This window comes from Microcoleus sp. Pol7_B2 (genome assembly GCF_036701035.1).
Lineage (GTDB): Bacteria > Cyanobacteriota > Cyanobacteriia > Cyanobacteriales > Microcoleaceae > Microcoleus.
This window is the reverse complement of record NZ_JAUBQB010000009.1, coordinates 52,077-75,313: the sequence shown is the minus strand read 5'-3', so window position 1 is coordinate 75,313 and position 23,237 is coordinate 52,077. Positions and strand designations below refer to the sequence as shown.

Here is a 23,237-nt window from a genome sequence, read left to right as displayed (position 1 = left end):
ATTGCCAATATCGGAAGCAATAATCCTGATTTAGCAAGAAATAAATTGTTTTGTGGGGAATAGGGGTTGGGCATCCTGCCTGCCCTTGAACAGGCTTTCCGGCCTGTTCCACAATTAATTACAATTAATCACACAGCAAAGCTGCCTGTTCACAATTAGTTACAATGATTGCAACAGCAAAGATGCCTGTTCCATAATTAAGTCATAGTAAGTTATCTCAAGGAGAGGAAAGTTTGGAGTACGAAGAAATACCAACTCAACAGATAATACATAAGTTACGGCAAACTTTGGAGCCGCGAATTGGTATAGCTGAGCTGTCGCTGTTGGGAACAGAAAATAGTACGATCGCCCAAAATGAAGATGATGAAGATATCGCCCTTTTAAAGGCAGGTTTCGACATTTATAACATCCCCATTACCTCTTACCAAAGGCGACTCGGTTCCGCAGTCATCGTCGTTAGGAAAATAGTCCGAAAATTGCTCAGACCCGTACTCGAACGACAAGTAATTTACAATTTTGCTAATACGCGGGTCGTGCATACATTAAGCACACAATTGCAAAAATTGCAAGAAAATCAACAAACTCTCTTTGAAAAAATTGAATCGGAATTCAGCAGCGAATATCCCGAAGTTACAGCACAGCTTGAGACTCAACAAAGAGCGATCGCAAATTTTCAGTCTGAAATAGAGCAAATTAAAGCAGTGCAGCAGCAACATACTGCTATTTTAGAGAAGATTACCGCTCAATTGCTCGATCGACAAAAATAAAGCATCAAAGATGACCACACTGCCCATATGTTCGTTAATTATAGTCAACTATAACGGTCTGCGCCACACGAAAGATTGCTTAAAATCTCTACAAAAACTTGCGTATCCCGAATCGCAACTCGATTTAATTGTAATTGATAATTGTTCTCAAGACGATTCCGTTAATTCCCTGTGCGAACTATTTCCCAAAGTTCGGATTTTTGTCAACTCCGCCAACAACTTTGCTAAAGCCCTCAACCTCGGCATCAGCGAAGCAAAAGGCGAATATATCGGGTTTCTAAATAACGATGCTACCCTTGACAGTCGCTGGTTAGAGATTCTTGTAAAACGGCTAGAAACTAATAAAGAAGTAGGTGCGACTAGCGGCAAATTGCTGTTTAAAGACGGGCGAATTAACAGCGCTGGTATTCAGCAATTACCTAACTTTTATTGGCAAGATGTCGGCTTTGCCGAAAAAGATTCGGGACAGTACGATACAGAACGGGAAGTCGAAGGGCTTTGTTGGGCAGCGGTGCTTTTCCGCAGGAAATGTCTCGAAGATGTCGGGCCAATAGATGAAGATTTTGTGATGTATTTTGAGGATGTAGAGTTTGCTAAACGCTGCCACAAACGCGGTTGGAAAATGCTTTATACTCCCGCAGCTATCGCCCATCACGAGTATAGGGGTTCGAGTAAAGGCAGCAAACTTACCGAGTATTTCTGCAACCGCAATCGGTTTTTGTATTTAGCCAAACATGAACCGTTGCAATTAGTCAAAGGAATTCATACTTCTGATTTTTTTACTAACAAGCAGTACGATTTGCTGTTCGAGAGTTTATTTGTAGCGATTAAAAAACTGCTAGATTATCAGAAACCAGAAATCATCGAAACAGTATTGCCACAGTTGTCGGAAAAGTTGGCGGTGATTTACAGTCGGATGAAGATCGATCGCATTTTGTCTCGCTTACAGGTGGTTCGGGGCGATCGCAAAATGTCGATCGCCATTTACGATCACGGACTGCATTTTATTGGTGGCGGTCAAAAATACGTCGCTACCCTCGCCTCGCTGCTACAAAATGAATTTGACATTACTTTTATCGCCAACAAACCAGTTGCTGTTTCCGACTTAGAATCGTGGTACGGACTCAACCTTTCAGGATGCAAAATTAAAATTATGCCCTTGGCGTTTTACGAGAAACGCGGAATGCAGTGCATCGATTCCAGCATCATCGTAGAAGATATGGAAAATCCCTTTGATGAAATTGCCAGAGAAAGCAAAAACTACGATATTTTTATCAATGCGAACCAACTGGAAAAAGTAAAACCACTGTCGCCGATCTCAGTATTTTTCTGCCACTTTCCCAATACCTTCCGCAACCGTCACTTTGCTGTCGATGATTACACTTTCATTATTGTCAACAGTCAATTTACCGTCAAGTGGTTGGAGAAACGCTGGAACCTACAGCCAACTTTTCTGCTTTATCCCCCCGTGGAAATGGCAACAGTTAAAGTGCCGAAAGAAAACATCATTTTAGCTGTGGGACAGTTTGAAGCTGGGGGAACAAAAAAGCAAATTGAACTAATTAAAGCTTTCCGCAGTTTGCTAGCAGATTATCCCGAAGATTTTCAAGGATGGCGACTAATTTTGGTTGGCAGCAGCATTCCGAAAAATCCTTATTTAAAGACTGTTCAGAATTTATTGAAGCAAGATTCAAGGGCGATCGAGCTCAAAGTCAATGTTGACTTTGATGAGGTAAAATCACTTTATGCTAGAGCAAGTATATTTTGGCATGGCTGCGGTTTGGGTGAAGTCAATCCTCAAAGATTTGAGCATTTCGGGATGGCGACTGTAGAAGCAATGCAAAATAGTTGTGCTCCGATTGTTTTCAACGGTGGCGGCCAACCGGAAATTGTCGAACATGGGCGATCGGGCTTTGTGTTCAATACCGTTGAGGAACTGTGCCAGCATTCACATCAACTAATTGTTAATCCTGATTTGCTAGCAGAACTTCAAGCTGGTGCACAGCAACGCAGTCAGAACTTTAGAATTGCACATTTTGAGAAAAAAGTCAATAGTTTTTTTGATATTCTTCACCAAGAGTATGCTACAATTCGGCTGCCAAATCCTGCCGATATAGCTCAAATGCTCGATCGAACTTAAAGGCTAATTAAATAGTCCACCAGGGCTTAAAACCCCTAACCAAAAGCTAAAGTCCTCTTGCATAAGACTAATATCAAAGTCGATTTTATTACCGTTTTTTTCAGTCCGCGCAGGCGGACTTTGTATGTGTAGTCTCGACTTCCAGTCGCCGGAACTCTAAAATCATGTCTAATTCACTGTTAATCAATTTGTCCTTTTTAACACCCGAACCAACGGGAATCGGGACTTACGCCGCTAATCTTTTCCCGCAACTGCAACAGCTAAAACCAACATTACTCGCTTCCCAGCAAATTGACAATTATACTTGCTATCAAATCCCCGACACTCTGACACCGAATCGCGGCCCGAAAGGACAAATTAGCAGGCTGCTGTGGACTCAGTTTGAATTACCTAAACTTTACCAAAAATTACAGTCTACCCTGATATTTTCCCCAATTCCAGAAGCACCTTTGTATTCCGGCTGCCGCTACATCGTCACAGTTCACGATTTAATTCCTTTGCGATTTCCCCGACGGTTTTCTAGATTAACAGCTTATTTTCGCTACTACATACCGCAGGTTTTGCGACAAGCAGAACACATTATTTGCGATTCTCAAGCAACGGCGGCAGATGTTGCTAACTTTTACCAAATTTCGCCTAAAAAGATGACCGCAATTCCCCTAGCTTGCGATAATATTAATTTTAGATATCTCGACTTGCCCGCCAAAAATTATTTTCTTTATACAGGTAGACACGATCCTTACAAAAACTTAGAAAGATTAATTGCTGCATTTGCTAGTTTACCCGATCGCGCAAATTACGAATTGTGGCTAGCAGGGCCTCCCAATGCCTACACACCGCAGTTGACAGCACAAGTTGAAGAATTAGGTTTACAATCTTTGGTAAAGTTTCTCGGTTACGTTCCCTATTCTAAATTGCCCGTACTGATGAATCAGGCGATCGCCCTAGTTTTCCCTACACTTTGGGAAGGATTCGGCTTACCAATTTTAGAAGCAATGGCTTGCGGCACACCCGTCATCACATCCAACCTGTCATCGATGCCAGAAGTAGCCGGAGATGCCGCATTATTAGTCAATCCTTACAGCGTCGGAGAAATAGCCGAAGCCATGCAAACACTAGCCACAGATTCAAAAGTGCGATCGAACTTAAAAACTGCTAGTTTAGCCAGATCATCTCAATTTAGTTGGAACAAAACCGGAAAAGCAACCGCCAACATATTACAACAATATCTTTAAATCTCCCCTCTCTTCCTTTCTCCTCTCTGCGTCCTCTGCGCCGTCTGCGGTTAAAAAAACTCCCACCAAAAAACCGCAATCTACATCTTATCCCATGCCCAATCCCCAATCTAACTTACTAATCAACCTCTCTTTCCTAATTTCAAAACCAACTGGCTTAGCCATCTACGCCAAAAACCTATTTCCTCACCTAAAATCCCTCAATCCCACATTACTAACAGCCAAAAATTTTCCCAATAACAACTGCTACCAAATCCCCGAAAACCTAACACCAGAACAAGGAACCAAAGGACACATCAACCGATTGCTGTGGACACAAACCCAACTCCCAAAAATTTACAAACAGCTAAAATCTAACCTGTTATTTTCCCCAATTCCCGAAGCTCCTTTATTTGCAGGTTGCCGCTATATAATTACAGTACATGACTTAATAGCGCTGCGATTTCCCCGTCGCTTCGATCCTCTGACACCTTACCACCGCTACTACATTCCCCAAGTGCTGCGGCAGGCTCAACACGTCATCTGCGACTCTGAATCAACTGCCAAAGATATCGCTAATTTTTGCAAGATTCCTACTAATTTAATTACGCCAATTTTCCCTGGATATGATACCAGTTTTTTCCGTTTTCTAGACTTACCAACAAGCAATTATTTTCTTTATATCGGCCGCCACAATCCTTATAAAAACGTGCAGCGAGTGGTAGCAGCGTTTGCTGCTTTGCATCATAATTCCGAATACGAATTGTGGATAGCCGGTTCGGAAGACAAACGCTATACGCCGCTGCTGAAGGCGCAGGTTCAAGAATTGGGATTGGTCGATCGAGTAACATTCCTAGATTACCTCCCCGCAGCCGACTTGCCCAAAGTCATCAACCAAGCGATCGCGCTGGTTTTTCCCAGTCTTTGGGAAGGGTTCGGCCTCCCCGTGCTCGAAGCAATGGCGTGCGGCACTCCTGTCATCACCTCTAACCTGTCTTCAATGCCCGAAGTTGCGGGGAGTGCAGCCTTATTAGTCAACCCCTACAGCGTCGAGGAAATTGCCTCTGCTATGCAAGAGCTTGCAGTTGATGCCAAAGTTCGATCGCACTTGCGGGAGCTCGGTTTAGCCAGAGCAAAACAATTTAGCTGGGAAAAAACAGGCTTGGAAACTGCTGCTATTCTCGATCGATATCTTTAACGAAGGAAGTTCGGCAACGGATTCGGTAACGGATGTAACGGATGTAACGGATGTCGAGAAGAAGGAAGAGGGAAGTTCGGCAACGGATTCGGTAACGGATGTAACGGATGGAAGAAGGAAGAGGGAAGAAGGAAGATGGAAGAAGTCAGTAGGTAGATTAATGCCCCATGCCCCATGCCCAATTCCCAATTCCCCCTCCCCCTGACAGCCTGAGTTAGGGACTGTAGACCCCTTTTACTTATTGATACCCAACTGATCGCCGCGCTTGTACTGCTGATAAGCAGCAAAAAACAGCCCCGCCAGAGTAACAAAGATTAGACCCAGAACAATACCTGAAAGTAGCGGTTCTACCATGAGAGCTCCTTAACGTTAAGATTTAACAACCTATTTTTAATATTACCAGCACTTATACAGATGAATTTTCCCAAAAGCAGCCTTCCGTGGGTCTCAGAGCTTGCTCTCCCCGCTGCGAACGATTAAGCTATGTTATGAGAAATAAATTTTCTTGTAGATACTATTTTTAATTGAACTCCTTTGAATAACCAACTTGCCAGGAATGAAATTAAAAACCCGATCGAGCGACTTGCCATATTTGCGCTAGCGGTGTTGCTTGCCATCATGTTGACGATTCTCACAATACGTCAATTTCAAGTCGCCGATCCTTACGTCAAAAGCGTACTATCCCTAACGGGCAACCCGTTTCAGGGTTCCGCCATCTTTCAAATGAACTGTGCGGGGTGTCACATCTCCGTTTCAGACAGTCAAGTCGGGCCCAACTTGCACGGAGTGTCCGAGCGCAAATCCGAATTCGATCTGATCCGGCAAGTCACCAGCGGGCAAACCCCACCAATGCCGCAGTTTCAACCGAGTCCGCAAGAAATGGCCGACTTGCTGAAGTATCTCGAACAAATTTGACCAAAGAAGGGGAACGGAATTCGTTCCCCTTCTTTGGCAGAGCCTCGAAACCCATGCTTAGAGATTCTGCTTGCCGCTAGTCCCTCTCTGCTGGGACGGCAGGCAAGTGTATGCTCGGTTTTAACTGCCGAGTTTAATCTGCGGACTAAACCAACAAGCTAAAACTCTGAGCCGATAACTGGCTCGGCTGTACGCCCGTTAGTATAGCCAAAATCTGGTCGCTGTTGGCAAGCCCGATCGCCGTCGAGCCATTAGTTTCGGTCAATGACAGTTGATTGAAGTCCAAGCCTCCCACCAACTCGATCGAATCCACTCCTTCGGTGAAGTTGATAATGGTGTCAATTCCTCCGCTCGCTGACAAGACAAAGCCATTGCTGCCACTGCCGCCGACGAGGGTATCGCTGCCAATGCCGCCAAAGAGCAAGTCATCGCCGGTGTCAGCAAAGAGCAAATCATCGCCGCTGCCGCCAATTAAGGTATTGTTACCCTCGCCGCCGCAGAGAGTGTCATTGCCTTGATCGCCAATTAGCACGTCGTCGCCAGCGCCTCCCAAAATTACGTCATCGGCTTTGCCCCCGTACAATAAGTCATTGCCTTCGTCGCCAGAAAGAGAGTCGTTGCCACGATTGCCATAAATCGTATCGTTACCGCGATCGCCAAAAATCAGGTCAAAGCCTTTGCCACCGAAGAGAGTATCGCTATCGATGCCTCCGTAGACAGTATCGTTGGCAATATTGCCATTGATGTAGTCGCCGCCCCCTCGACCAAAGATCAAATCGTTGCCGCCCAACCCTAAGATAGAGTCATTGCCGACACTACCCACGATCGTATCGTCGCCGTTAGGGCCATTGATCACATTACCCGCTGAAGAAGTGCCGGGCTCATTGGGAGTAGCGATCCTGGGGAAGTTCTCAGGGCAAACCAAATCTGTCGGTACAGGTGCAGGCGTCGGCGTCGGTACAGGTGCAGGCGTCGGCGTCGGTACAGGTGCAGGCGTCGGCGTCGGTGCAGGTGCAGGCGTCGGCGTCGGTGCAGGCGTCGGCGTCGGTACAGGTGGCGGTGGTGGCGGCGTCGGCGTCGGCGGCGGCGTCGGCGTCGGCGTCGGCGCTGGGAAGTTGCCGAAGTTGATGCCGGTGACAATAGCGCCTGAAGTTAGGGCGATGTCGGCGGGTTCGGGTGTGCTTTGGGTGAACCCAGGTTGGTTGACTTCCCTGATGCGGTAGGTTCCCGGCGTTAGGTTCGCGAACAGGTAGTTGCCACTGTTGTCTGTGGTAGTAGTAACAGGATCAGGAGCAGTTCCAGCTACGACATTGGTTAACTGAATTTGGAAATTGGGTAAACCCGCTTCTCCAGCATCCTGAGTGCCATTGTTGTTGGTGTCTTGGAACTTCAGACCTTGGATCGCCCCGGGTTGCGGCAGGAAGTTGCCGAAGTCAATGCCTGTGATGTTATCAGAGGGATTAACCGTAACGGGGGCGGGGTTGGGGGTCGTCTGCGTCCAGCCATTTTGCTGGACTTCCCTTACCTGGTAAGTACCTGCGGGTATATCTCGGAGAGTGTAGTTGCCCGCTGCATCAGTGATGGTAGTCGGTTCGCCCTGCTGAAACAATCCATCCGGAGTGATACTGTCGAGGAATATTTGCCAGTTACCTAGCCCCAATTCTCCGGCATCCTTAACGCCGTTGTTGTTGAGGTCATTGAATTTTTGACCGCTAATAGTGCTCGACTGGAAGTTGCCGAAGTTGATATTAGCGATGTCTTGACCGCTGGTGACAGTGATGTCATCCGGGTCGGGGGTAGTTTGCGTCCAAGTAGGCTGCAAGACTTCCCGCACCTTGTAGGTTCCTGCTGACAAATCAAGGAATTGGTAGTTACCGGCGGCATCGGTGAGGGTGTTCGGTTCCCCGGTGTCGAGAGTGCCGTTATCGTTGGTATCGAGGAAGAATTGCCAGTTGGCAAGCCCTAGTTCCCCGGTATCTTGTACCCGGTTGTTGTTGAGGTCATTGAACTTCAGACCACTAATCGAGTTGGGCTTGAAGTTGCCGAAATTGTTGTTTTGGGAGTCGGTGCCACTGGTGACGGCGATCGTAAACGCGCCGGAAAGAGTAGGCGTGGCTGCATTGACGGGGGGCACCGTTTGCGTCCACCCTGTTTGTGGCACTTCCCGCACTGTATAAGTGCCGGCTGGCAAGTTGGTGAACTGGTACTTACCGGCGACATCGGTGACGGTGGCGTTGGTGCCTGTTTCGGCTGGTACTGCGTCTTGCACGCCGTTGTTGTTGGCATCCAAGTAAATTGTCCAGCCTCCTAGGGGTTGTTCTGCTGGCAAATCTTGAGTGCCATTTTTGTTGAGGTCATTAAATTTGATCCCGCCGATTTTGCCTAGTTGGAGGTTGCCGAAGTCTTGAGCCGTAATGGGGGTGCCGCTGACCGGGTTAATTGTATAAAAAGGCGGGCCGGCGGTTTGTGAGAATCCCGTCGGCACGTCCTCTCTCACAAAGTGCCGCCCCGAGCCTACGTTGGCAAAGCTATACGTCCCAGCAGCCGCTGGCGCTGTACCCGTAACTTGAGAGGAGATTTCCGCGTCACCGCTATCTAAAGTGCTGTTATCGTTAGTATCTTTAAACAAGCGAACGATAGTGCCGTTGAGGGGGGTGTCGTCAGGAGAGAAGCCGTTGCCTGTGAGGTCGGTGAATTTGGTGCCACTAACGGTGATGTTTTGGAAAATGCCGAAGTTTTGACCGGTGACGGGAGTACCGCTTTGGGCACTAACTAGAATTGGGGTAGCGGGGAAAGAGATGCTGGAGTTGGCTGGAGCAGTGGCTTGTATCAGGTAATTGCCGGGGCCGATATCCGAGAATGTGTAATCTCCGGCTCCCGCAGTCGTTACCGGCGCGCCCACAACCGTATCTGTGCCGACTTCTAGCGTGTTGTTGTTGTTGGTGTCTTTGTATAAAGTGACCGTGACGCCGTTGAATGTGGTGTCGGTGGCAATGTCTAGGACTTTGTTGCCGGCGACATCGGTGTAGGTTTTGCCCGCGATCGATGTTTTCTGGAAATTACCGAAGTCTCGGCCCGTAGCAGCATCAGCAACACCTGTGCTGTAGGGAGTTGCGCCTGTAGCGGGGAGAGTTTGCTCCCAACCTGTGACTGCCACTTCCTTAATCGGGCTGTTAGTCTTGGTGTCGGCGAGGGTGTAAGTACCGCCTATGGCGACGGTAGTTTGTTTTTCAGTGGTGTCCGGCGCATTGTTGTTGTTGTCATCTACATAGATAACAAAGTTTTGCGCTGGAGTTGTGGCAGTTCCATCAGTGCCGTCTTTAACGCCATTACCGTTGCTGTCGTTAAATTTCTGACCCGTTACAGTGGGGCCGTATTCGTAAGCGCCAATGTCAGCAGTACCGTTGACAGTGCGTGCATAGGGCTGACCGAACTGAGTGCCACGTTGGTCTGTAGTCAGAGCCGCACCAGTTATTGCGTTGAGGGCAGTGGCTGCGTTGCCAGTATTGATCGCGGGGCTGCCAAGAAGTAAGGCGTGGGTTGAAACAACACCGCCATTATTTTGCAGGGGGCCAAGTAAAGCCGCACCGCCAATTAAGTTGTTGGCACCTGTTGATACGACGTTACCTGTGATGTCAGGATTAGCACCGCCAGTATTACCTGAGATGATTGTGTTATTGGCGTTGAAAGTCCCAGCGTAGGAAACACCGCCGCTATTGGTGCTGGCAGTGTTGAGGGTAATGGTCGTATTCGCTAGGTTAGCTGTAGCACCTGTGTTGACAAAAATCGCGCCACCTAAGCCCTGACCGGCAGTACCGTTGCCTCCAGCGGCACCACCTGTCACTGTATTCGCGCTAAAGGTGCTGTTGCTCACATTTAAGATGCTGCCTGTATTGAGGAAAATAGCACCTCCTAGACCCGATCCACCGCCTCCGCCAGTAGTACCGCCGGCACCAGCACCGCCACCACCACTAGCACCACCAGTGCTTCCTGCACCACCGCCACCACCAAAGCCACCAGCACCGCCGACACCAACAGTACCAGCGGTACCAGGAACAGTACCAGTACCAGCAGCACCACCAAGGCCACCGGGGCCGCCACCGCCACCGAAACCACCAGCACCACCAGCACCACCGATAGCGCCATTACCACCGTTACCAGTACCAACTCCAGGGCCGCCAGCACCACCAATACCGCCAGCACCACCGCCACCACCGAAGATTCCAGTACCGCCAGTACCACCAACACTACCATTGCCTCCAGCGCCGTTGGTGGCTCCACCAGTACCACCAATGCCACCAGTGCCACCAGCGCCACCAGGGAAGCCTGAGCTACCATTACCAGCGGTGCCACCATTACCACCAGTACCATCGGGAGTACCACCCAGACCACCAGCCCCGGCCGCACCAGGGGTACCGCCTACGCTACCAGTGCTTAAGTCGCTGTTGCCACCAGCGCCACCGTTTCCGGCTGCACCTGCACCACCTGTTGCTGTATTGCTAGCAAAGGTAACGCTGTCAATTTTGACAGTACCCTTGTTGATAAAAAGTGCGCCACCTAAGCCAGCGCCACCACCACCACCAAGAGTTCCCGGTTTGCCAATTGCTACTCCATTTTGAAGTGTGAGGTTAGATAAGGTGACTGTGGCAGTGGTGTCAACGAAAAATAGTCGGCTATTACCACCGCCGTCGATCGTAATCCCAGTTGTAGTGCTGCCAACAAAGTTAACAGGGTTACTAATTACAGGCAGAACTTGTCCGGGACTGAAGGTGATAGGACCAGTGATGTTGATATCATCAGCATCCGGCAGGACATTAGCAAAAAGGATGGCGTTGTTGAGACTGGTAAAGTCGGTAGCGGTAAAGGTTGCTAACACGCCACTGTAAGCTTCCTTGGCCTCTGCAGAAAATGCCAAAGGTGTTTGTATTTTGCCCGTAGTCACTTCCAGCACCCAGTCTCCACCCAGTGCCGCACTGCCGGTCAAGTTATCGGAAGCGGCAATATTTGCTCCCGTGAGCTGGCTCAGCCTTTCCACGAAAGCCACACCTGCTTCTGTGGCGGCGACGTTGCAACCGTAAAGCAGAATTTCGGGTTTAGCTGTAATTGGAGAGTTAGAGTTTGCCTCAGTTGTTGGCAAAGCAAACCAGGTTTCTAAATAATTGCGGTAGGTTTCAATGTTGCTGAGATTAAGCTCTGTGGCTCCCAGTTGCAAGCTGGCTGCTGCGCCGTGAGACAAAATGTGGACGGCTGCAATGTTTGTCCGCTGTTTAAGTGTTTCGGCGATTTGCTCGATGCCGTCGCGATCGCCTTTCAGAATAACAATTTCTGTATCGGGAGTGACCGTTTCTGTTAAACTTTCGCAATCTTTAACTTGTGAATCTGCAAAAACTATCTGGTGTTTCGGTTCTTTATAGAGTTCCACGTTTAAATTCTCCTGGTACACGCACACATCAAATTCATAGCACAAAGCAACCGCAGCAGCGATCGATCTTTTTCCAGGGCGGATGAGAGTCGATCGCCCCTAATTTCACCTAACCTAACTTTGACCTAAATTTAATATTGACAAAAACCTTTTTTTATGCTCCCCTGCCCTAACTGAGTTAGTTTGATTGTTTAGAAGTTTTAAAGGGGGATATTGTTCCGGCTGTTACAACAATGTTGGAGAAGACTTGCGCGCTGTTTATTGATATGCCAGAGAGGGATAAAATACCAGATTTTATAAAAATTGTCAATCGAATAATGAACCGATGGCGATCGATATTTGTTAGTCAAGAGTAATCAGTCACAGTTATTAGCTGTAAGCTGCTGTTATTGGGTAGTTGTTAGCTGCTGAATTATCAGTATGTGCGATCAAACAATCCCAATCAAATTGCTTGGTAGGGAGGAATGCAAGTCCTCTGAGTTTTATGAAGGCTTGCATTCCTCACTAGAAGCTTGATAACGGTTATTTTACCGGAATAGATATGCTGGCTCATGACTAACATTCCTGGAGACTACTAGACTCAATAAACCGGCTCGAAGAAAGAAAATTTGGCGTCGCAGTCCAGAATATTAAGTCCTCTTCCACTAGGGTGCGTGCAAGACTCACTAATTACCAAGTTTCTTCATCGGGATTATTGGAATTGCTCCAGATTTCCACATCTAAATCATTGAGATAAAGCAGAGCACTTTCAATCTGTTTACTTGTACCATTAAGCTCCAAATCAAACCAGCCATCATCTAAAGTTTTGACACCTAACAAAGCTGCATTAAAATTCACCGTCAAACCGTATTCAGAAATCAAGTTAGATATCACAGGTTCCTGATGGTACTCTTTAGGAACACGAATGCGAATGCGGGTTTGAGTTGGTCTGCTGTCACCACTATCAGATTTGGGAATATCTGATTCTTGGGTTCTGTGAAAATTGCCGATCGCCTCAAATTCAGATTCGCTAGTGTTGTGAGCTAACATTTGGGCCTCCTAATGTTTGTTTCAGTTTACATTTTGCAGCAATATCTTGTAGAGTGCGGATCTGCGAAATTTTCGAGATTTCAAGCAGATTGTCGATAGCCACGCACCCTACTAATGACTAACAACTGCGTCTAGCCTACACCCTAATGACTGATGATTATTCTTCAACATCCTTAATGCTAGTTTTTCGTTCCAAAATCTCCTTAAGCACGAGGGTAATAACTCCTAAAAAACCTAGAATGACCGCCGCTGAAAATGCTGCTTGCGTCGCGTACTGCTTGTAAGCATCCTCTACAAACAAAGGCAAAGTTTGGGTTTTTTTAGCAATATTTCCCGATACCACAGAGACGGCTCCAAATTCTCCCATTGCTCTAGCATTGGTCAAAATTACTCCGTAAAGCAACCCCCAGCGAATACTGGGAAGCGTGACATTCCAGAAAATTTGCCAGTCATTTGCTCCCAAAGTTTTCGCCGCCTCTTCTTGATCTGTACCCACTTCTTCCAAAACAGGAATTACTTCGCGGGCCACAAAAGGCAAGGTAACAAAAGCAGTAGCCAGCACCATTCCAGGGAAGGCAAAAATAACCTTGATATTGGCCCCCTCCAGCCACGGCCCGAACCATCCCACCCGACCGTAAAGCAGTACAATCATTAAACCTGCAACTACGGGTGATATGGCAAACGGCACGTCTAAAATGCTGATTAATAGCGTGCGGCCGGGAAATTTATTGCGACCAATTACCCAGGCTGCACACAAACCGAAGACTGTATTTACAGGCACAACTATCAGAGAAATTATCAGGGTAAGTTGGGCTGCATGCAGAAAATCGGGCGAGGTTAAGTTAGAAAGAAATGGCTCAAATCCTTTTCGGAAAGCTTGGTAAAAAACGTTGAGCATGGGGATGAATAAGACGAGAGCAAGATAGCCGCTCGCAATTCCGATTAAAGTTGGTTTTACCCAGGCTTTCTCCTGACTCCGACTAGAACCTGCAGGCGGAAATTTGTAATCAGCGGGTGAATTGATATTAGCCGTCATAGCGTCTTCTCCATGCTTGTAATAGATTAATTGCGAACAGCATTGCTAGGGAAATACCTAACAGGATAGTGCCGATAACTGTTGCTCCTGCATAGTCGTACTGCTCTAATCTTTGAAAAATTAATACTGGAGCGATTAAATCTTTGAAGGGTATGTTAGAAGCTACAATTACAGTAGAGCCATACTCACCAACCGCTCGCGAAAATCCGAGGGCAACTCCGGTTAAAATAGACGGAAATAACGGGGGTAAAACTACTCGCCAGAAAGTTTGAAATTGAGAAGCACCCAAGCACCAAGCTGCTTCTTCGATGTCTTTTTCCATCTCGTTTAAAACTGGCTGTACAGTCCGCACGATAAAGGGCAAGGAAATAAAGATCATGGCTATTCCTACGCCCAAGCGAGTAAATGAGATCTTGATTCCCAAGGGTGCAAACAGCCCGCCGATCCAGCCGTTATCGCTGTAAACTGTGGCGAGAGTTAAACCCGCGACGGAGGTGGGCAGTGCAAAAGGTAAATCGACTGCTGCATCGACAACCCGTTTTAAGGGAAAGTCGTAGCGGACTAATACCCAGGCAATTAATGTCCCGAATACTCCGTTAATTAATGCCGCCATTAAGGCCGTAAAGAAGGTGACATCGTAGGCGGAAAGAGCGATCGGACTGGTGGCAATTGCCCAAAATTCGGCGGGGTTTGCTGTGCTGGCTTTCAGCAGCATTGCTGCAACTGGGAGCAATAGCATTAAGCTGAGGTAGCCTAGGGTGATTCCCCAAGGTAATGTTATTTTGCCGATCGCCCTTTTGATATTTTCGATCGGAGACTCAGGGTTGCTGGTTGGAGATGATACAGCCATAAGTGAATAGTTTTGAGTTGTCAAGAATAGTGAATCTTTTAGAGCCCCGACAACTTCCGGGAAGTCGGGGCTCTGGGCATTCTGTTTTTTTACTGTTTAATTGAACCTTGGATTTTGTCAAAAACAGCTCCGTCATCGAAGAATTTCTGCTGAATATCTCCCCAACCTCCTAAGTCTTGAGCTGTAAATAGGGTTTTGATGGGGGCATATTTTTTGACAAATTCTGGTTCTGCGGCTACTGTCGCATCTACTGGGCGGAAGCCTACTTTGGCAAATTCTCGCTGAGCTTCTGGGGTGTAGAGAAATTTGACAAATGCTTCGGCGACTTCGCGAGTACCGTGTTTATCAACGTTTTTATCGACAATGGCAATCGGATTGTCGATCGAAACATTGACTTCGGGAATACTATAAGTCGGTTTTTCGCCTTTCTCACCTGCCAGAAGAATCTCGTTTTCGTAGTTAATTAAGGCGTCGCCTTGCCCTTGTTTGAAAAATACATCAGTGGCTTCGCGGGCATCTTTAGTCAGAATCGGGACGTTTTTGTAGACTTTAGTAGTCAAGTCTAATGCTTTGGTTTCGTCTCCTCCGGTTTTAACAACCGAGCCCCAAAGTGCGAGGAAATTCCAACGGGCAACGCCTGATGTTTTGGGATCGGCAGTAATCACTTTTACTCCGTCTTTGCTTAAATCTTCCCAGGTTGTGATGCCTTTGGGATTGCCTTCGCGGGTAACTATTGCTCCTACCGATTTGCTGACTATGCCTTCGTTGGGAACTTCTTTTTCCCACCCAGGTTGAATTAGTCCGGCTTTTTCGATTTTTGCGGTGTCGAGGGCGAGGGCTAGGTGTACGATGTCTGCTTCTAAACCATCAATTACGGCCCGAGTTTGCGAACCGGAACCGCCGTAGCTTTGGTTGAAGGTGACGGTTTGACCTTTTTCTTTTTGCCACTGTTCTACAAATTTGGGAATTATCGCTTCGTGGGCGGCTTTGGTGACGGCGAAGGATACTAGGGTTAATTCTACGTTGCCTTTGTTGGCTGCTGGGCTAGCACCGCCTGGAGTAGTACCTCCTGGAGTGGCTGCGGGGTTGTTGGTGGTTCCCTGGCCGCAGGATGCAACGGCCAGACTTAATGTTATTCCGACTAAAAATAGGGACACAAATCTTTTCAGGGCAGTAAATGATTGATTTGTGCTGGCTGATGACTGTTGTCGCCAGCGAAGGTGTTGATTTAGGCGTTGCCACGGACTCATTATATTTGTTCCTCTAGAGAAAGTACGGTTATTGGGTCGGAATACCGTAATTATGGTTGTGAAGTACGATTATAGACAAGAGCGAGTCAAAAGGCAACAAAAAAAAAGAATTGGAGGAACTCAGGGTCGATCGCATATTCTGATGTCTTTTCCCTCGGTGCTTTCGATCCAGATTTGGGGTAAAATGTAAAGCGTATAAATACTATTATTGAGTTAAGGTGCTAAGCTGGCGCGGCTGTACGATACGCCTGCACGATACGCCTTACATATACCATCGGCCGATCGCCCAAATCTAATAGCCCTGCCAAGAGTCCCCGCCCCAGCGAGATATGCCTGACTCGCGCGATCGCCCTTAAGTAAGAAAAAGTTTTAACTGGTATGTCCTTACCCCGCCCAGTCTCAGACACCCTAATTGAACTGTTGAAGCCTGTAGCCTCTGAATTGGGAGAAAGATTGGGAGCAAGCGCTGTCAACGAACGGTATGCAGAAATTGAGCCGTCTGGTTCTTCAGCTTTGAACCAGCAAATCAAAAAAGACCCGCGCTGGATTAAAGCCCAAGTGCGATATTTGCAGCGGCAGCAGGCCAGAGAACAAGAATTAATCGCGATCGCCGGCGCAGAAGAAAGGGTAAAGGAAGAACGGGCTAATCGAATTAAGGCACAAGAAGTAAGAGATAAGCGGGCAATTAGCCGACTTTGCCGCGACTTAATGCGGGAGTTTCAATCAGAAGCAATTCGAGTTAAGCTGAGCGAAATTCAAACTATTTGGGACAGGGACAACTGGTTTTCTAATTTGAGCAGGCAGGAAACTGAACAGATTTTGCAGCAGCAACAGCACCGATTGCTGCTGTTAGTTGCTCCCGCAAAAATTAGCGAAGATTGCCCCGATTCGTTTCGCCACAATCTGAATATCGAGCTGCCGGCTAAGTTAAGAGCTTTTTTGAACCAGCACTACCCCCCCCATGGAGAGTTGTGCCCGGTTCAGTTTTACGGAGACTATTTCAAAAAATCGATTTCTGATATTGATGTGGAGCGGTTGCAGACGGTGTTGTCTCCCGTACCGACAGCTATACTGTACAGCGATATCAGCGATTATGAAGTTAATTTTCATGTTGGTTTTTGGGGAGTAATCAATCAGAGCGTTTCTCTGGTGGCGATGCAGCCTTGGAATTGGGAAGAGGTTTATAACCAGTTGGAGGCGGAGGGGAAAGATAAAAAGCTGAGCCTGCGGATTATTCGGCAAATAATTGTGACTATTCACAAGTTATTGGCAGCTTTTTTAGCGGATTTGTATTATTTAAATATCGATTTTACTCACGAACCTGAGTTATTTAAATTAGAGGCGGAATTTGCTCAGGAATGGTTTTCTAAAGATTGGGCTCAACCGTATATTGAAACTCTTAAAGAAATTCAGGAGCAGCAGCGAATAGTCTATAAGGGAGAGATGCGGCGGCTGGCGCTGCGAGAGGCGAAAGCTAGGGCGGAACGGCAGCGTTTGGAGGAGGCTGAACTCAAACGCAGAGAGGAAGCTGAGGCGGCAGCTAAGCGGGTGAAGGAATTAGCTCACAAATTAAAACATCAGAAATGGCGGTGTGTATATACGCTGCCAGGACATTCATCGTTTGTGAATTCTCTGGCGATTAGCCCTGACGGCAAAATTTTGGCTAGCGGTAGTTGGGATAAAACTATTAAGATTTGGAATTTAGAAACAGCGGAATTAATTGGCACTCTGACGGGACATTCCGATCGCGTAAATTCGGTTGCTATTAGCTATGATGGAAAAATGTTGGTCAGTGGCAGTTCCGACGAAACAATTAAGTTCTGGAATTTACACAGCGGCGATTTGCTGTGTACTTTTCCCGGACATTCTATGGAGGTGAATTCGGTGGCGATTAACCCGAAACGCCTGGTAATTGCTAGCTGCGGCGGGGCTGATAATACGATTAAGCTGTGGAATTTGCGGAGTGGTGAGTTGCTGCGGACTTTGAGGGGCCATTCTGACAATGTGAATGCGGTGGTTTTTAGCCCGGACGGTAAAATATTGGCGAGTGGCAGTTCGGATGCGACGAGCAAGGTTTGGGATGTGGAAACTGGCAAGTTGCTGCGGACTCTTTCGGGGTTGAATGTTGGGGTGAATTCTGTGGCGATCGCCCCAGACGGTCAGATTCTTGCTAGCGTGAGCAATGATTATACGATTAAGCTGCGGAATTTGCACACGGGCAGTTTGTTGCGGATTTTAAATACTAATTCTGGAAGGGGAAAGGGTGAAACGAATTTAGGAACGAATGAGGCGGTGCATATTTTGCAGAATTATGTGAGTCGGGGCGAGTCGGTTGCTATCAGTCGGGACGGTTTGACTTTGGCTAGTGGGTGCGATGATAATACGATTAATATTTGGAATTTGCAGACGGGGGAGTTGTTGACCAGTCTTAAGGGACATTCGGGTACGGTGTACTCGGTGGCGATCGCGCCTTCGGGCAATTTGCTCGCCAGCGGCAGTGCGGATCAGACGATTAAGATTTGGCGCTGCGATTAGTTAATTGGCAGTGGGCAGACAATTTCGGTTTTGCCCTTACGGGGAGGGGTTTTGAGCGAATTTGAAAAAAAAATGGCTGGGGGGGTTGCGCTGATGACTATAAGTTTGCTATATTAAGTTTCACTGCTGGTGTAACTCAGTTGGTAGAGTAGCTGATTTGTAATCAGCCTGTCGCAGGTTCAAATCCTGTCACCAGCTTTATAGCTCAAACCAAGGTTAGATAAAACTTCTAGCCTTCTGCTCATTTCTAGGTATGAAGTGGGTCTAGTACCAGAATACCTGTTTCATACCCAACTAAGGTCTGAAAGCTAGGGTTTATAAGTAAATCAAAATTATTTAGGTAGAAAGATAATTACTGCCTAATAATTCTACTTGCCTAGACCCTAAGCGGTCACATCTCACTCTATCCCTCTTAAATCGAGTTTTAAGGCTCCTCTACACAATAAATGTAGATTCATACCCCTACGTGCCTTATCACTCCATATAGCTCAATCTAGAGGCAGATAATATGATTTATTTTAGTTATAGAAACTTGAGTTTGCATTGAAATAAATTATGTAATAAAAGCACATAGGGAAAGCTGGTTACTCTAACCTCAACCATTTAGCTATCGTCTCTACTCTGTTCCTATAGATTCTCATATTTCATATATACTTTCCTATACCACTTTTTAGATATAATCTCCTATCTTAGTAGTCTATAAAAAGTGCGAAGTAAAGCTAAGCTAGATAGGGATTTAGAGCTGGTTGGCTATCTAGTAGGGTAAGGGTTCATTAGTAGATCGTGGCATTGGCTCGACTACTTACACATCAGGAGTAGAAGGAGTTACCTGTATAGACTCAATCTCTCGTGTTGCTGCTGCGGATAGTGTAAACTGGCTAACGTTGTAGTATTTCTTTAAGTGTACAAAGTCCTCAGAAAAACCTGAAATGTATTCCTTAATGTATTCCTTAAAGATAACCACCACACGGTCTAGATCAATCTCCATTGTTAGGGAATATCCGCCCAACTCTACAGCCTTAGAATATCGCTCTTGCTGATAGGCGATAAATAAAAGCAACAACTTGATAAGCTCAGGAGCATAAACCCTTTGGTCTGAAAGGACTGTTATCTGTTGCACAAAGGCATCGGATTGAAACCAATGGCTGAACAGATCGTGCAAAGCATAGCTTTCTATTGGTGATAAATTCGAGTTTAAAGGCTTATGGATTCGGTACTTATTAAGATCCGACCATTCCGGGGTAACATCCCATGCCAGTGTAAAATCTGACATGAAGTTAAAGGTTGATACTGTCCTCCGTATTCCCTCCGCAGATTGATAATCAAACAGTAGTTGTTGACCTTTCTCACTTTTTACCAATGAAATAGAGATAATTTCGACTTTGGCGTTTTTAACTTTCTTGTATGTCTTTACTTCTTTTCCGCTCTTTTTATCAATCTTTTTTGTGAAGGTTGCTGCGAAGAGTTCGAGGCAAATTTCTTCGATAAATTCAGCAGTAAAGGATAGGTTTTGACTTCTAGGAGGTATGGTATCTGTCCTTTGTTTGTGAGTGTTTACGGTTTTCTACTAAGTTATTGTTAGTTAAGGTATGATTATTAGTCACGTTAACAGCTTAGTAGAAAGGATTAGGGCAACTTACCGGGTATACCATAACCAAGTGGTGATAGAGTAGATTCTACTGTCTATGTCATTTCGATCGCGGGGTCTTGTTCTTCTTCAATTGAGGTCTCTGCGGTATCAGGGAGTGTCTGACTTATTTCTTTATTGTCTTCTGGAATATCTGACTCTGCGGTTTCAGTAGAAGCCTCAGATGTGATTAACTTTTGTGGAGTCTCTGTTTGTTGACCACTGATTTCTAGTGAGGGAGGAGTATCACTAACAGGAGTTAACATTAAATCTGCGGAGTAATGCTTAGCCATTCTGGGAACATCTGACTTGAGTTCCTGCATATTAGCTCGGAATACTTTAGCTAGTTCATTAATGTCGATCACCATGTCCTTGGAAAATTTTCCAACTTGTACCAGTGCATCAGTCTTAACGTCTTGGTAAGACATATATAGGACTAGCATCTTTACTAGAGCCGGAGTATAACCTCCCTTATACGCCATGATTTTAAGATGCTCGAAAAATTCAGGAGTACACAGCCATTGACTGAATACATCAGCAATAGATATAGCTTCAATCCCTGGAAACGCAATTATTAGCGGTTTATAGGTATGAGCCTCCAAAGCTTTAAACTCCGTCTTGTACGTGAAGGATAACTCAAAGTTCTTGTCGGATTTCTTCGCGATAGTAAAGGTAGCCAAAATCCGACTTTCAGGGTCTTTTGCATCCTCTTCATTGCCCCCACGTTGAAAAGAAAAAGCTAACTGTCGCCCTAAATCAGAAGAAGTTAACGTAGCTTTCAGAACATCTGTTTTAGCCTTTGCTACTTCCTTAAATGTTTTAACTTTAACTAATTGCCCGTTAACTACTTTCTCTTTCTCAGTTACTTTGGCTTTTACGACTTGCAGCAAAGTGTACTCAATGGGTTTGGGTTCTATTCTCTCTGTGATTGTGGCTGATTTAGGTGGCTTAGCGGGTAGATTGGGGTGTGTAGAGCCTGGGAACTCATTAAATGTTAAACTTTCTTGTGCTACTTGATATTCTTTTTCCCAATCAACATAACTCATTAATTCAATGACTTTAGAGGGAACCTCTTCTAAATATTTCTTAAGAGATATCTCTTTATCCAATAAACCAAATACATAGTAAAGGATATCTCTCAAAATATATTCACTAGCAGGAACACACAAATAATCAAGAAAATTTAAAAGAATTCTCTGATTTCTCTCCGATACTAACTCATTACTTTGATACAAGTTATTAGCGAGATTTTCCAGTTGTGTTCTATTTAGATTAAACCACATTACCCAAGATTCGATATCAATTTTATATGTAGACACTAAGCTTTTACCTTCAGCTATTTGAGTATCAAGCTGAGTAGATGATATTTGTCGATATTTGATTATACCCTGTTTAATAATCCCTCTAAATTTAGTTTGGAATTCTTGTAAGCTTTGTTCTCTCTTATATGAATCACTAGATTGTGTATTACTCTGGCTCTCTGTTCTCCACAGACAATCTTTGCCTGTATCTCTGAAATGAGAGAAGTGAGAAATTCTTTTTGTACCTTGCTTGAAAAAGATAAGTTCTCTACATTTACCACAAATTAGACCTAGCTCTTCATAGGAGTCATAGTTTAGTCTATTATCATCGGCTTTAAATTTCTCATTCGAGAAAATAGATATTGCAAAAGAAATAGATACTTCTGATTCTGCTTTCATAAAACTTAGCTCTCCTTCTTTTTGGTAATTTTATTTAAGCCCATAGAACCTTATAAGAGGCTCACCTTTAATTCTTTTAGAGGTAAATTCGACATCAAATAACGTTTTTTCATGGATTTAGACTTTCCTATTAATTGATGTAGTAATCCCTGATAGATATTATCAACATCTTCAGGATTTACATTCACTTCTAGGGTTAACCCGTCGCCCGTTGATATTGTTAGACGTGAACGCTCGGTCATATATGCTATAAAAAGAAACAATAACTTAAGAAATTCGGGAGGAAAATGACTCTCCCATGCAATTTGATGGCGAATAAACTCCTCTGACTTTACCCATTGAAGAAAGAAGCTGTATAAGTTCTCACTCTCAATATGTTTCTTAGGAGTTGAGTATATAGGTCGGGCGATGATAGTCTCAGGTACGAAATACACAGGTGAAGGCTTCCATTTAATACTCCTATCTGCCGTTAAAGAAAAAGTTGCTACAATTGTCACGTTGTTCCGTAGAGTCAAATATTCACCATCTTTATCTTCACGCCAGCTAATACTGATTTCTTCTGGGAGTCGCCCTCTGATTTTTTGGTAAGTTCTGTCACCATTTTTGTTTACTATAGGGCAGCACAAATAATAATTTAGCTGAATTTTTTCTCTAAGTTCCACTTCGTAACTTCCGAAAATGCTGGGAATTATTACCATCTTAGGCTTAACCGTTTCTCTTTCTAAGTTAGTATCTTCTGGTAGTACATCCTCTGTGATGTTATCGTCATTAAAACCCGTTAAACTTTCTTTTGCTCGTTGATATTGTTTTCCCAAATCAATATAACTTATTAATTTAATCGCTTTAGAACAAACTTTCTCAAAATCGTTATTAAGAAAAACCTCTTTATTAAAAAGAAACACATAGTAAAAGATTTTTTTTAATATATCTTCACTAGCAGGAAGACACAAATAATTAACTATATCTGAAAAAACTATACACTCTATTTCAGAGGATTTATTATGATATAAAGATAATGCCAAATTTTTAATATGTTCTCTTTCTTCGTAAAACCGACTCAACCATGAATTGATATCAATTTTATATTGATTTACTAAGCTTTCACCTTCATCTGTGCGCTCCTTAAGCTGTAAATATGAGATTTTTTGATAGTAAACTATTCCTTCATCAATGATCAGTTGAATTTTTTTCTGATAATTTACTAAACTTTGTTTTTTACCCTCTGAATCAGTGTCTCGTGTATTGGTATTGATCTCAGTTCTCAAGCAACAATCATTCTTGCCTGTATCTTTGTAATGAGAGAAGTGAGCAGCTCTTTTTATACCGGACTTATTAAAATCACTTGCCTGCTTTAAAAAAACAGCTTCTCCACATACATTACAAGTTAGAAGTAAATTCACATAGGCTTGATAGTTTAGTCTATCATCATCAGGTGTAAATTTTTCATTTAATAAGATAGATTTGGCAGATTCCATAAAACTTAACCCCCTTGTTTTGGGTGCTTATCATTATGAATTTAACAGTAGTCCTCTGCATATACGGTGACTTATATCA

General features: G+C 45.0%; 15 protein-coding genes and 1 tRNA gene. 7 read left to right on the top strand and 9 right to left on the bottom strand.

All coding sequences use genetic code 11. The annotated features are described in order from the left end of the window. Nucleotides 1-233 precede the first annotated feature (233 nt). The 4 genes from QUA57_RS05730 (at nucleotide 234) to QUA57_RS05715 (ending at nucleotide 5,319) form a co-directional block, all read left to right on the top strand. Nucleotides 234-767: a hypothetical protein gene (locus QUA57_RS05730; RefSeq protein ID WP_333059973.1), complete on the top strand. Its 534-nt coding sequence runs from the start codon at nucleotides 234-236 to the stop codon at nucleotides 765-767. 10 nt (nucleotides 768-777) lie between these two features. Further along, the gene (locus QUA57_RS05725) at nucleotides 778-2,907 is read left to right on the top strand and encodes a glycosyltransferase (protein WP_333059975.1); all 2,130 of its coding nucleotides are present in this window, start codon (nucleotides 778-780) and stop codon (nucleotides 2,905-2,907) included. Between the two features lie 164 nt (nucleotides 2,908-3,071). After that, nucleotides 3,072-4,142 carry a glycosyltransferase family 1 protein gene (locus tag QUA57_RS05720; RefSeq protein WP_333059976.1) on the top strand — a complete coding sequence of 357 codons (1,071 nt, stop codon included), beginning with the start codon at nucleotides 3,072-3,074 and terminating at the stop codon, nucleotides 4,140-4,142. 94 nt (nucleotides 4,143-4,236) lie between these two features. Further along, on the top strand, nucleotides 4,237-5,319 hold the full coding sequence (locus QUA57_RS05715) for a glycosyltransferase family 1 protein (protein ID WP_333059977.1): 1,083 nt from the start codon (nucleotides 4,237-4,239) through the stop codon (nucleotides 5,317-5,319). Nucleotides 5,320-5,553: 234 nt separating this feature from the next. On the opposite strand, the gene petG is transcribed toward QUA57_RS05715, so the two are convergent. After that, nucleotides 5,554-5,673, bottom strand: a complete 120-nt coding sequence (petG, locus tag QUA57_RS05710) for a cytochrome b6-f complex subunit V (protein WP_006632329.1) — start codon at nucleotides 5,671-5,673, stop codon at nucleotides 5,554-5,556. 180 nt (nucleotides 5,674-5,853) lie between these two features. Here petG and QUA57_RS05705 point away from each other — a divergent pair, with 180 nt between their 5' ends. Further along, on the top strand, nucleotides 5,854-6,234 hold the full coding sequence (locus QUA57_RS05705; RefSeq protein WP_333039203.1) for a cytochrome c: 381 nt from the start codon (nucleotides 5,854-5,856) through the stop codon (nucleotides 6,232-6,234). A 145-nt stretch (nucleotides 6,235-6,379) separates the two neighbouring features. On the opposite strand, the gene QUA57_RS05700 is transcribed toward QUA57_RS05705, so the two are convergent. The 5 genes from QUA57_RS05700 to QUA57_RS05680 form a co-directional block, all read right to left on the bottom strand. Continuing rightward, nucleotides 6,380-11,656, bottom strand: a complete 5,277-nt coding sequence (locus QUA57_RS05700) for a DUF4347 domain-containing protein (RefSeq protein ID WP_333059978.1) — start codon at nucleotides 11,654-11,656, stop codon at nucleotides 6,380-6,382. A gap of 669 nt (nucleotides 11,657-12,325) precedes the next feature. Further along, a complete protein-coding gene (locus QUA57_RS05695) occupies nucleotides 12,326-12,685 on the bottom strand; it encodes an NIL domain-containing protein (RefSeq protein WP_333039208.1) in 360 nt (119 codons plus the stop codon). Between the two features lie 157 nt (nucleotides 12,686-12,842). After that, nucleotides 12,843-13,721, bottom strand: a complete 879-nt coding sequence (gene cysW / locus QUA57_RS05690) for a sulfate ABC transporter permease subunit CysW (protein ID WP_333059979.1) — start codon at nucleotides 13,719-13,721, stop codon at nucleotides 12,843-12,845. Beyond that, nucleotides 13,711-14,571 (bottom strand): sulfate ABC transporter permease subunit CysT, encoded by an 861-nt coding sequence (cysT, locus tag QUA57_RS05685; protein WP_333059981.1) that lies wholly within the window; start codon nucleotides 14,569-14,571, stop codon nucleotides 13,711-13,713. Before cysT ends, cysW begins: the two co-directional genes overlap by 11 nt. A gap of 89 nt (nucleotides 14,572-14,660) precedes the next feature. Next, nucleotides 14,661-15,821, bottom strand: a complete 1,161-nt coding sequence (locus QUA57_RS05680; RefSeq protein ID WP_333059983.1) for a sulfate ABC transporter substrate-binding protein — start codon at nucleotides 15,819-15,821, stop codon at nucleotides 14,661-14,663. Between the two features lie 378 nt (nucleotides 15,822-16,199). Between QUA57_RS05680 and QUA57_RS05675 the strand changes: the two genes are divergently transcribed. Both QUA57_RS05675 and QUA57_RS05670 read left to right on the top strand, forming a co-directional pair. Beyond that, complete coding sequence (locus QUA57_RS05675) at nucleotides 16,200-18,356, top strand: WD40 domain-containing protein (protein WP_333059984.1); 2,157 nt, start codon at nucleotides 16,200-16,202, stop codon at nucleotides 18,354-18,356. A gap of 125 nt (nucleotides 18,357-18,481) precedes the next feature. Then, a tRNA-Thr gene (locus tag QUA57_RS05670) sits at nucleotides 18,482-18,554 on the top strand. A gap of 604 nt (nucleotides 18,555-19,158) precedes the next feature. Here the strand turns inward: QUA57_RS05670 and QUA57_RS05665 are convergent. The 3 genes from QUA57_RS05665 to QUA57_RS05655 all read right to left on the bottom strand — a co-directional run bounded on the left by QUA57_RS05665 (nucleotide 19,159) and on the right by QUA57_RS05655 (nucleotide 23,158). Continuing rightward, nucleotides 19,159-19,629, bottom strand: coding sequence for a hypothetical protein (locus QUA57_RS05665; RefSeq protein WP_333059985.1), 471 nt, complete (start codon nucleotides 19,627-19,629; stop codon nucleotides 19,159-19,161). A 410-nt stretch (nucleotides 19,630-20,039) separates the two neighbouring features. Beyond that, nucleotides 20,040-21,683, bottom strand: coding sequence for a hypothetical protein (locus tag QUA57_RS05660; protein ID WP_333059986.1), 1,644 nt, complete (start codon nucleotides 21,681-21,683; stop codon nucleotides 20,040-20,042). A gap of 50 nt (nucleotides 21,684-21,733) precedes the next feature. Then, nucleotides 21,734-23,158 carry a hypothetical protein gene (locus tag QUA57_RS05655; RefSeq protein WP_333059987.1) on the bottom strand — a complete coding sequence of 475 codons (1,425 nt, stop codon included), beginning with the start codon at nucleotides 23,156-23,158 and terminating at the stop codon, nucleotides 21,734-21,736. Nucleotides 23,159-23,237 lie beyond the last annotated feature (79 nt).

What these genes read in the sequence shown, in the direction of transcription:
- QUA57_RS05725 (WP_333059975.1), top strand. Translation starts at nt 778, where the DNA reads ATGACCACACTGCCCATATGTTCGTTAATTATAGTCAACTATAACGGT.
- QUA57_RS05720 (WP_333059976.1), top strand. Translation starts at nt 3,072, where the DNA reads ATGTCTAATTCACTGTTAATCAATTTGTCCTTTTTAACACCCGAACCA.
- QUA57_RS05715 (WP_333059977.1), top strand. Translation starts at nt 4,237, where the DNA reads ATGCCCAATCCCCAATCTAACTTACTAATCAACCTCTCTTTCCTAATT.
- petG (WP_006632329.1), bottom strand. Translation starts at nt 5,673, where the DNA reads ATGGTAGAACCGCTACTTTCAGGTATTGTTCTGGGTCTAATCTTTGTT.
- QUA57_RS05695 (WP_333039208.1), bottom strand. Translation starts at nt 12,685, where the DNA reads ATGTTAGCTCACAACACTAGCGAATCTGAATTTGAGGCGATCGGCAAT.
- cysW (WP_333059979.1), bottom strand. Translation starts at nt 13,721, where the DNA reads ATGACGGCTAATATCAATTCACCCGCTGATTACAAATTTCCGCCTGCA.
- cysT (WP_333059981.1), bottom strand. Translation starts at nt 14,571, where the DNA reads ATGGCTGTATCATCTCCAACCAGCAACCCTGAGTCTCCGATCGAAAAT.
- QUA57_RS05680 (WP_333059983.1), bottom strand. Translation starts at nt 15,821, where the DNA reads ATGAGTCCGTGGCAACGCCTAAATCAACACCTTCGCTGGCGACAACAG.
- QUA57_RS05675 (WP_333059984.1), top strand. Translation starts at nt 16,200, where the DNA reads ATGTCCTTACCCCGCCCAGTCTCAGACACCCTAATTGAACTGTTGAAG.
- QUA57_RS05665 (WP_333059985.1), bottom strand. Translation starts at nt 19,629, where the DNA reads ATGTCAGATTTTACACTGGCATGGGATGTTACCCCGGAATGGTCGGAT.
- QUA57_RS05660 (WP_333059986.1), bottom strand. Translation starts at nt 21,683, where the DNA reads ATGAAAGCAGAATCAGAAGTATCTATTTCTTTTGCAATATCTATTTTC.
- QUA57_RS05655 (WP_333059987.1), bottom strand. Translation starts at nt 23,158, where the DNA reads ATGGAATCTGCCAAATCTATCTTATTAAATGAAAAATTTACACCTGAT.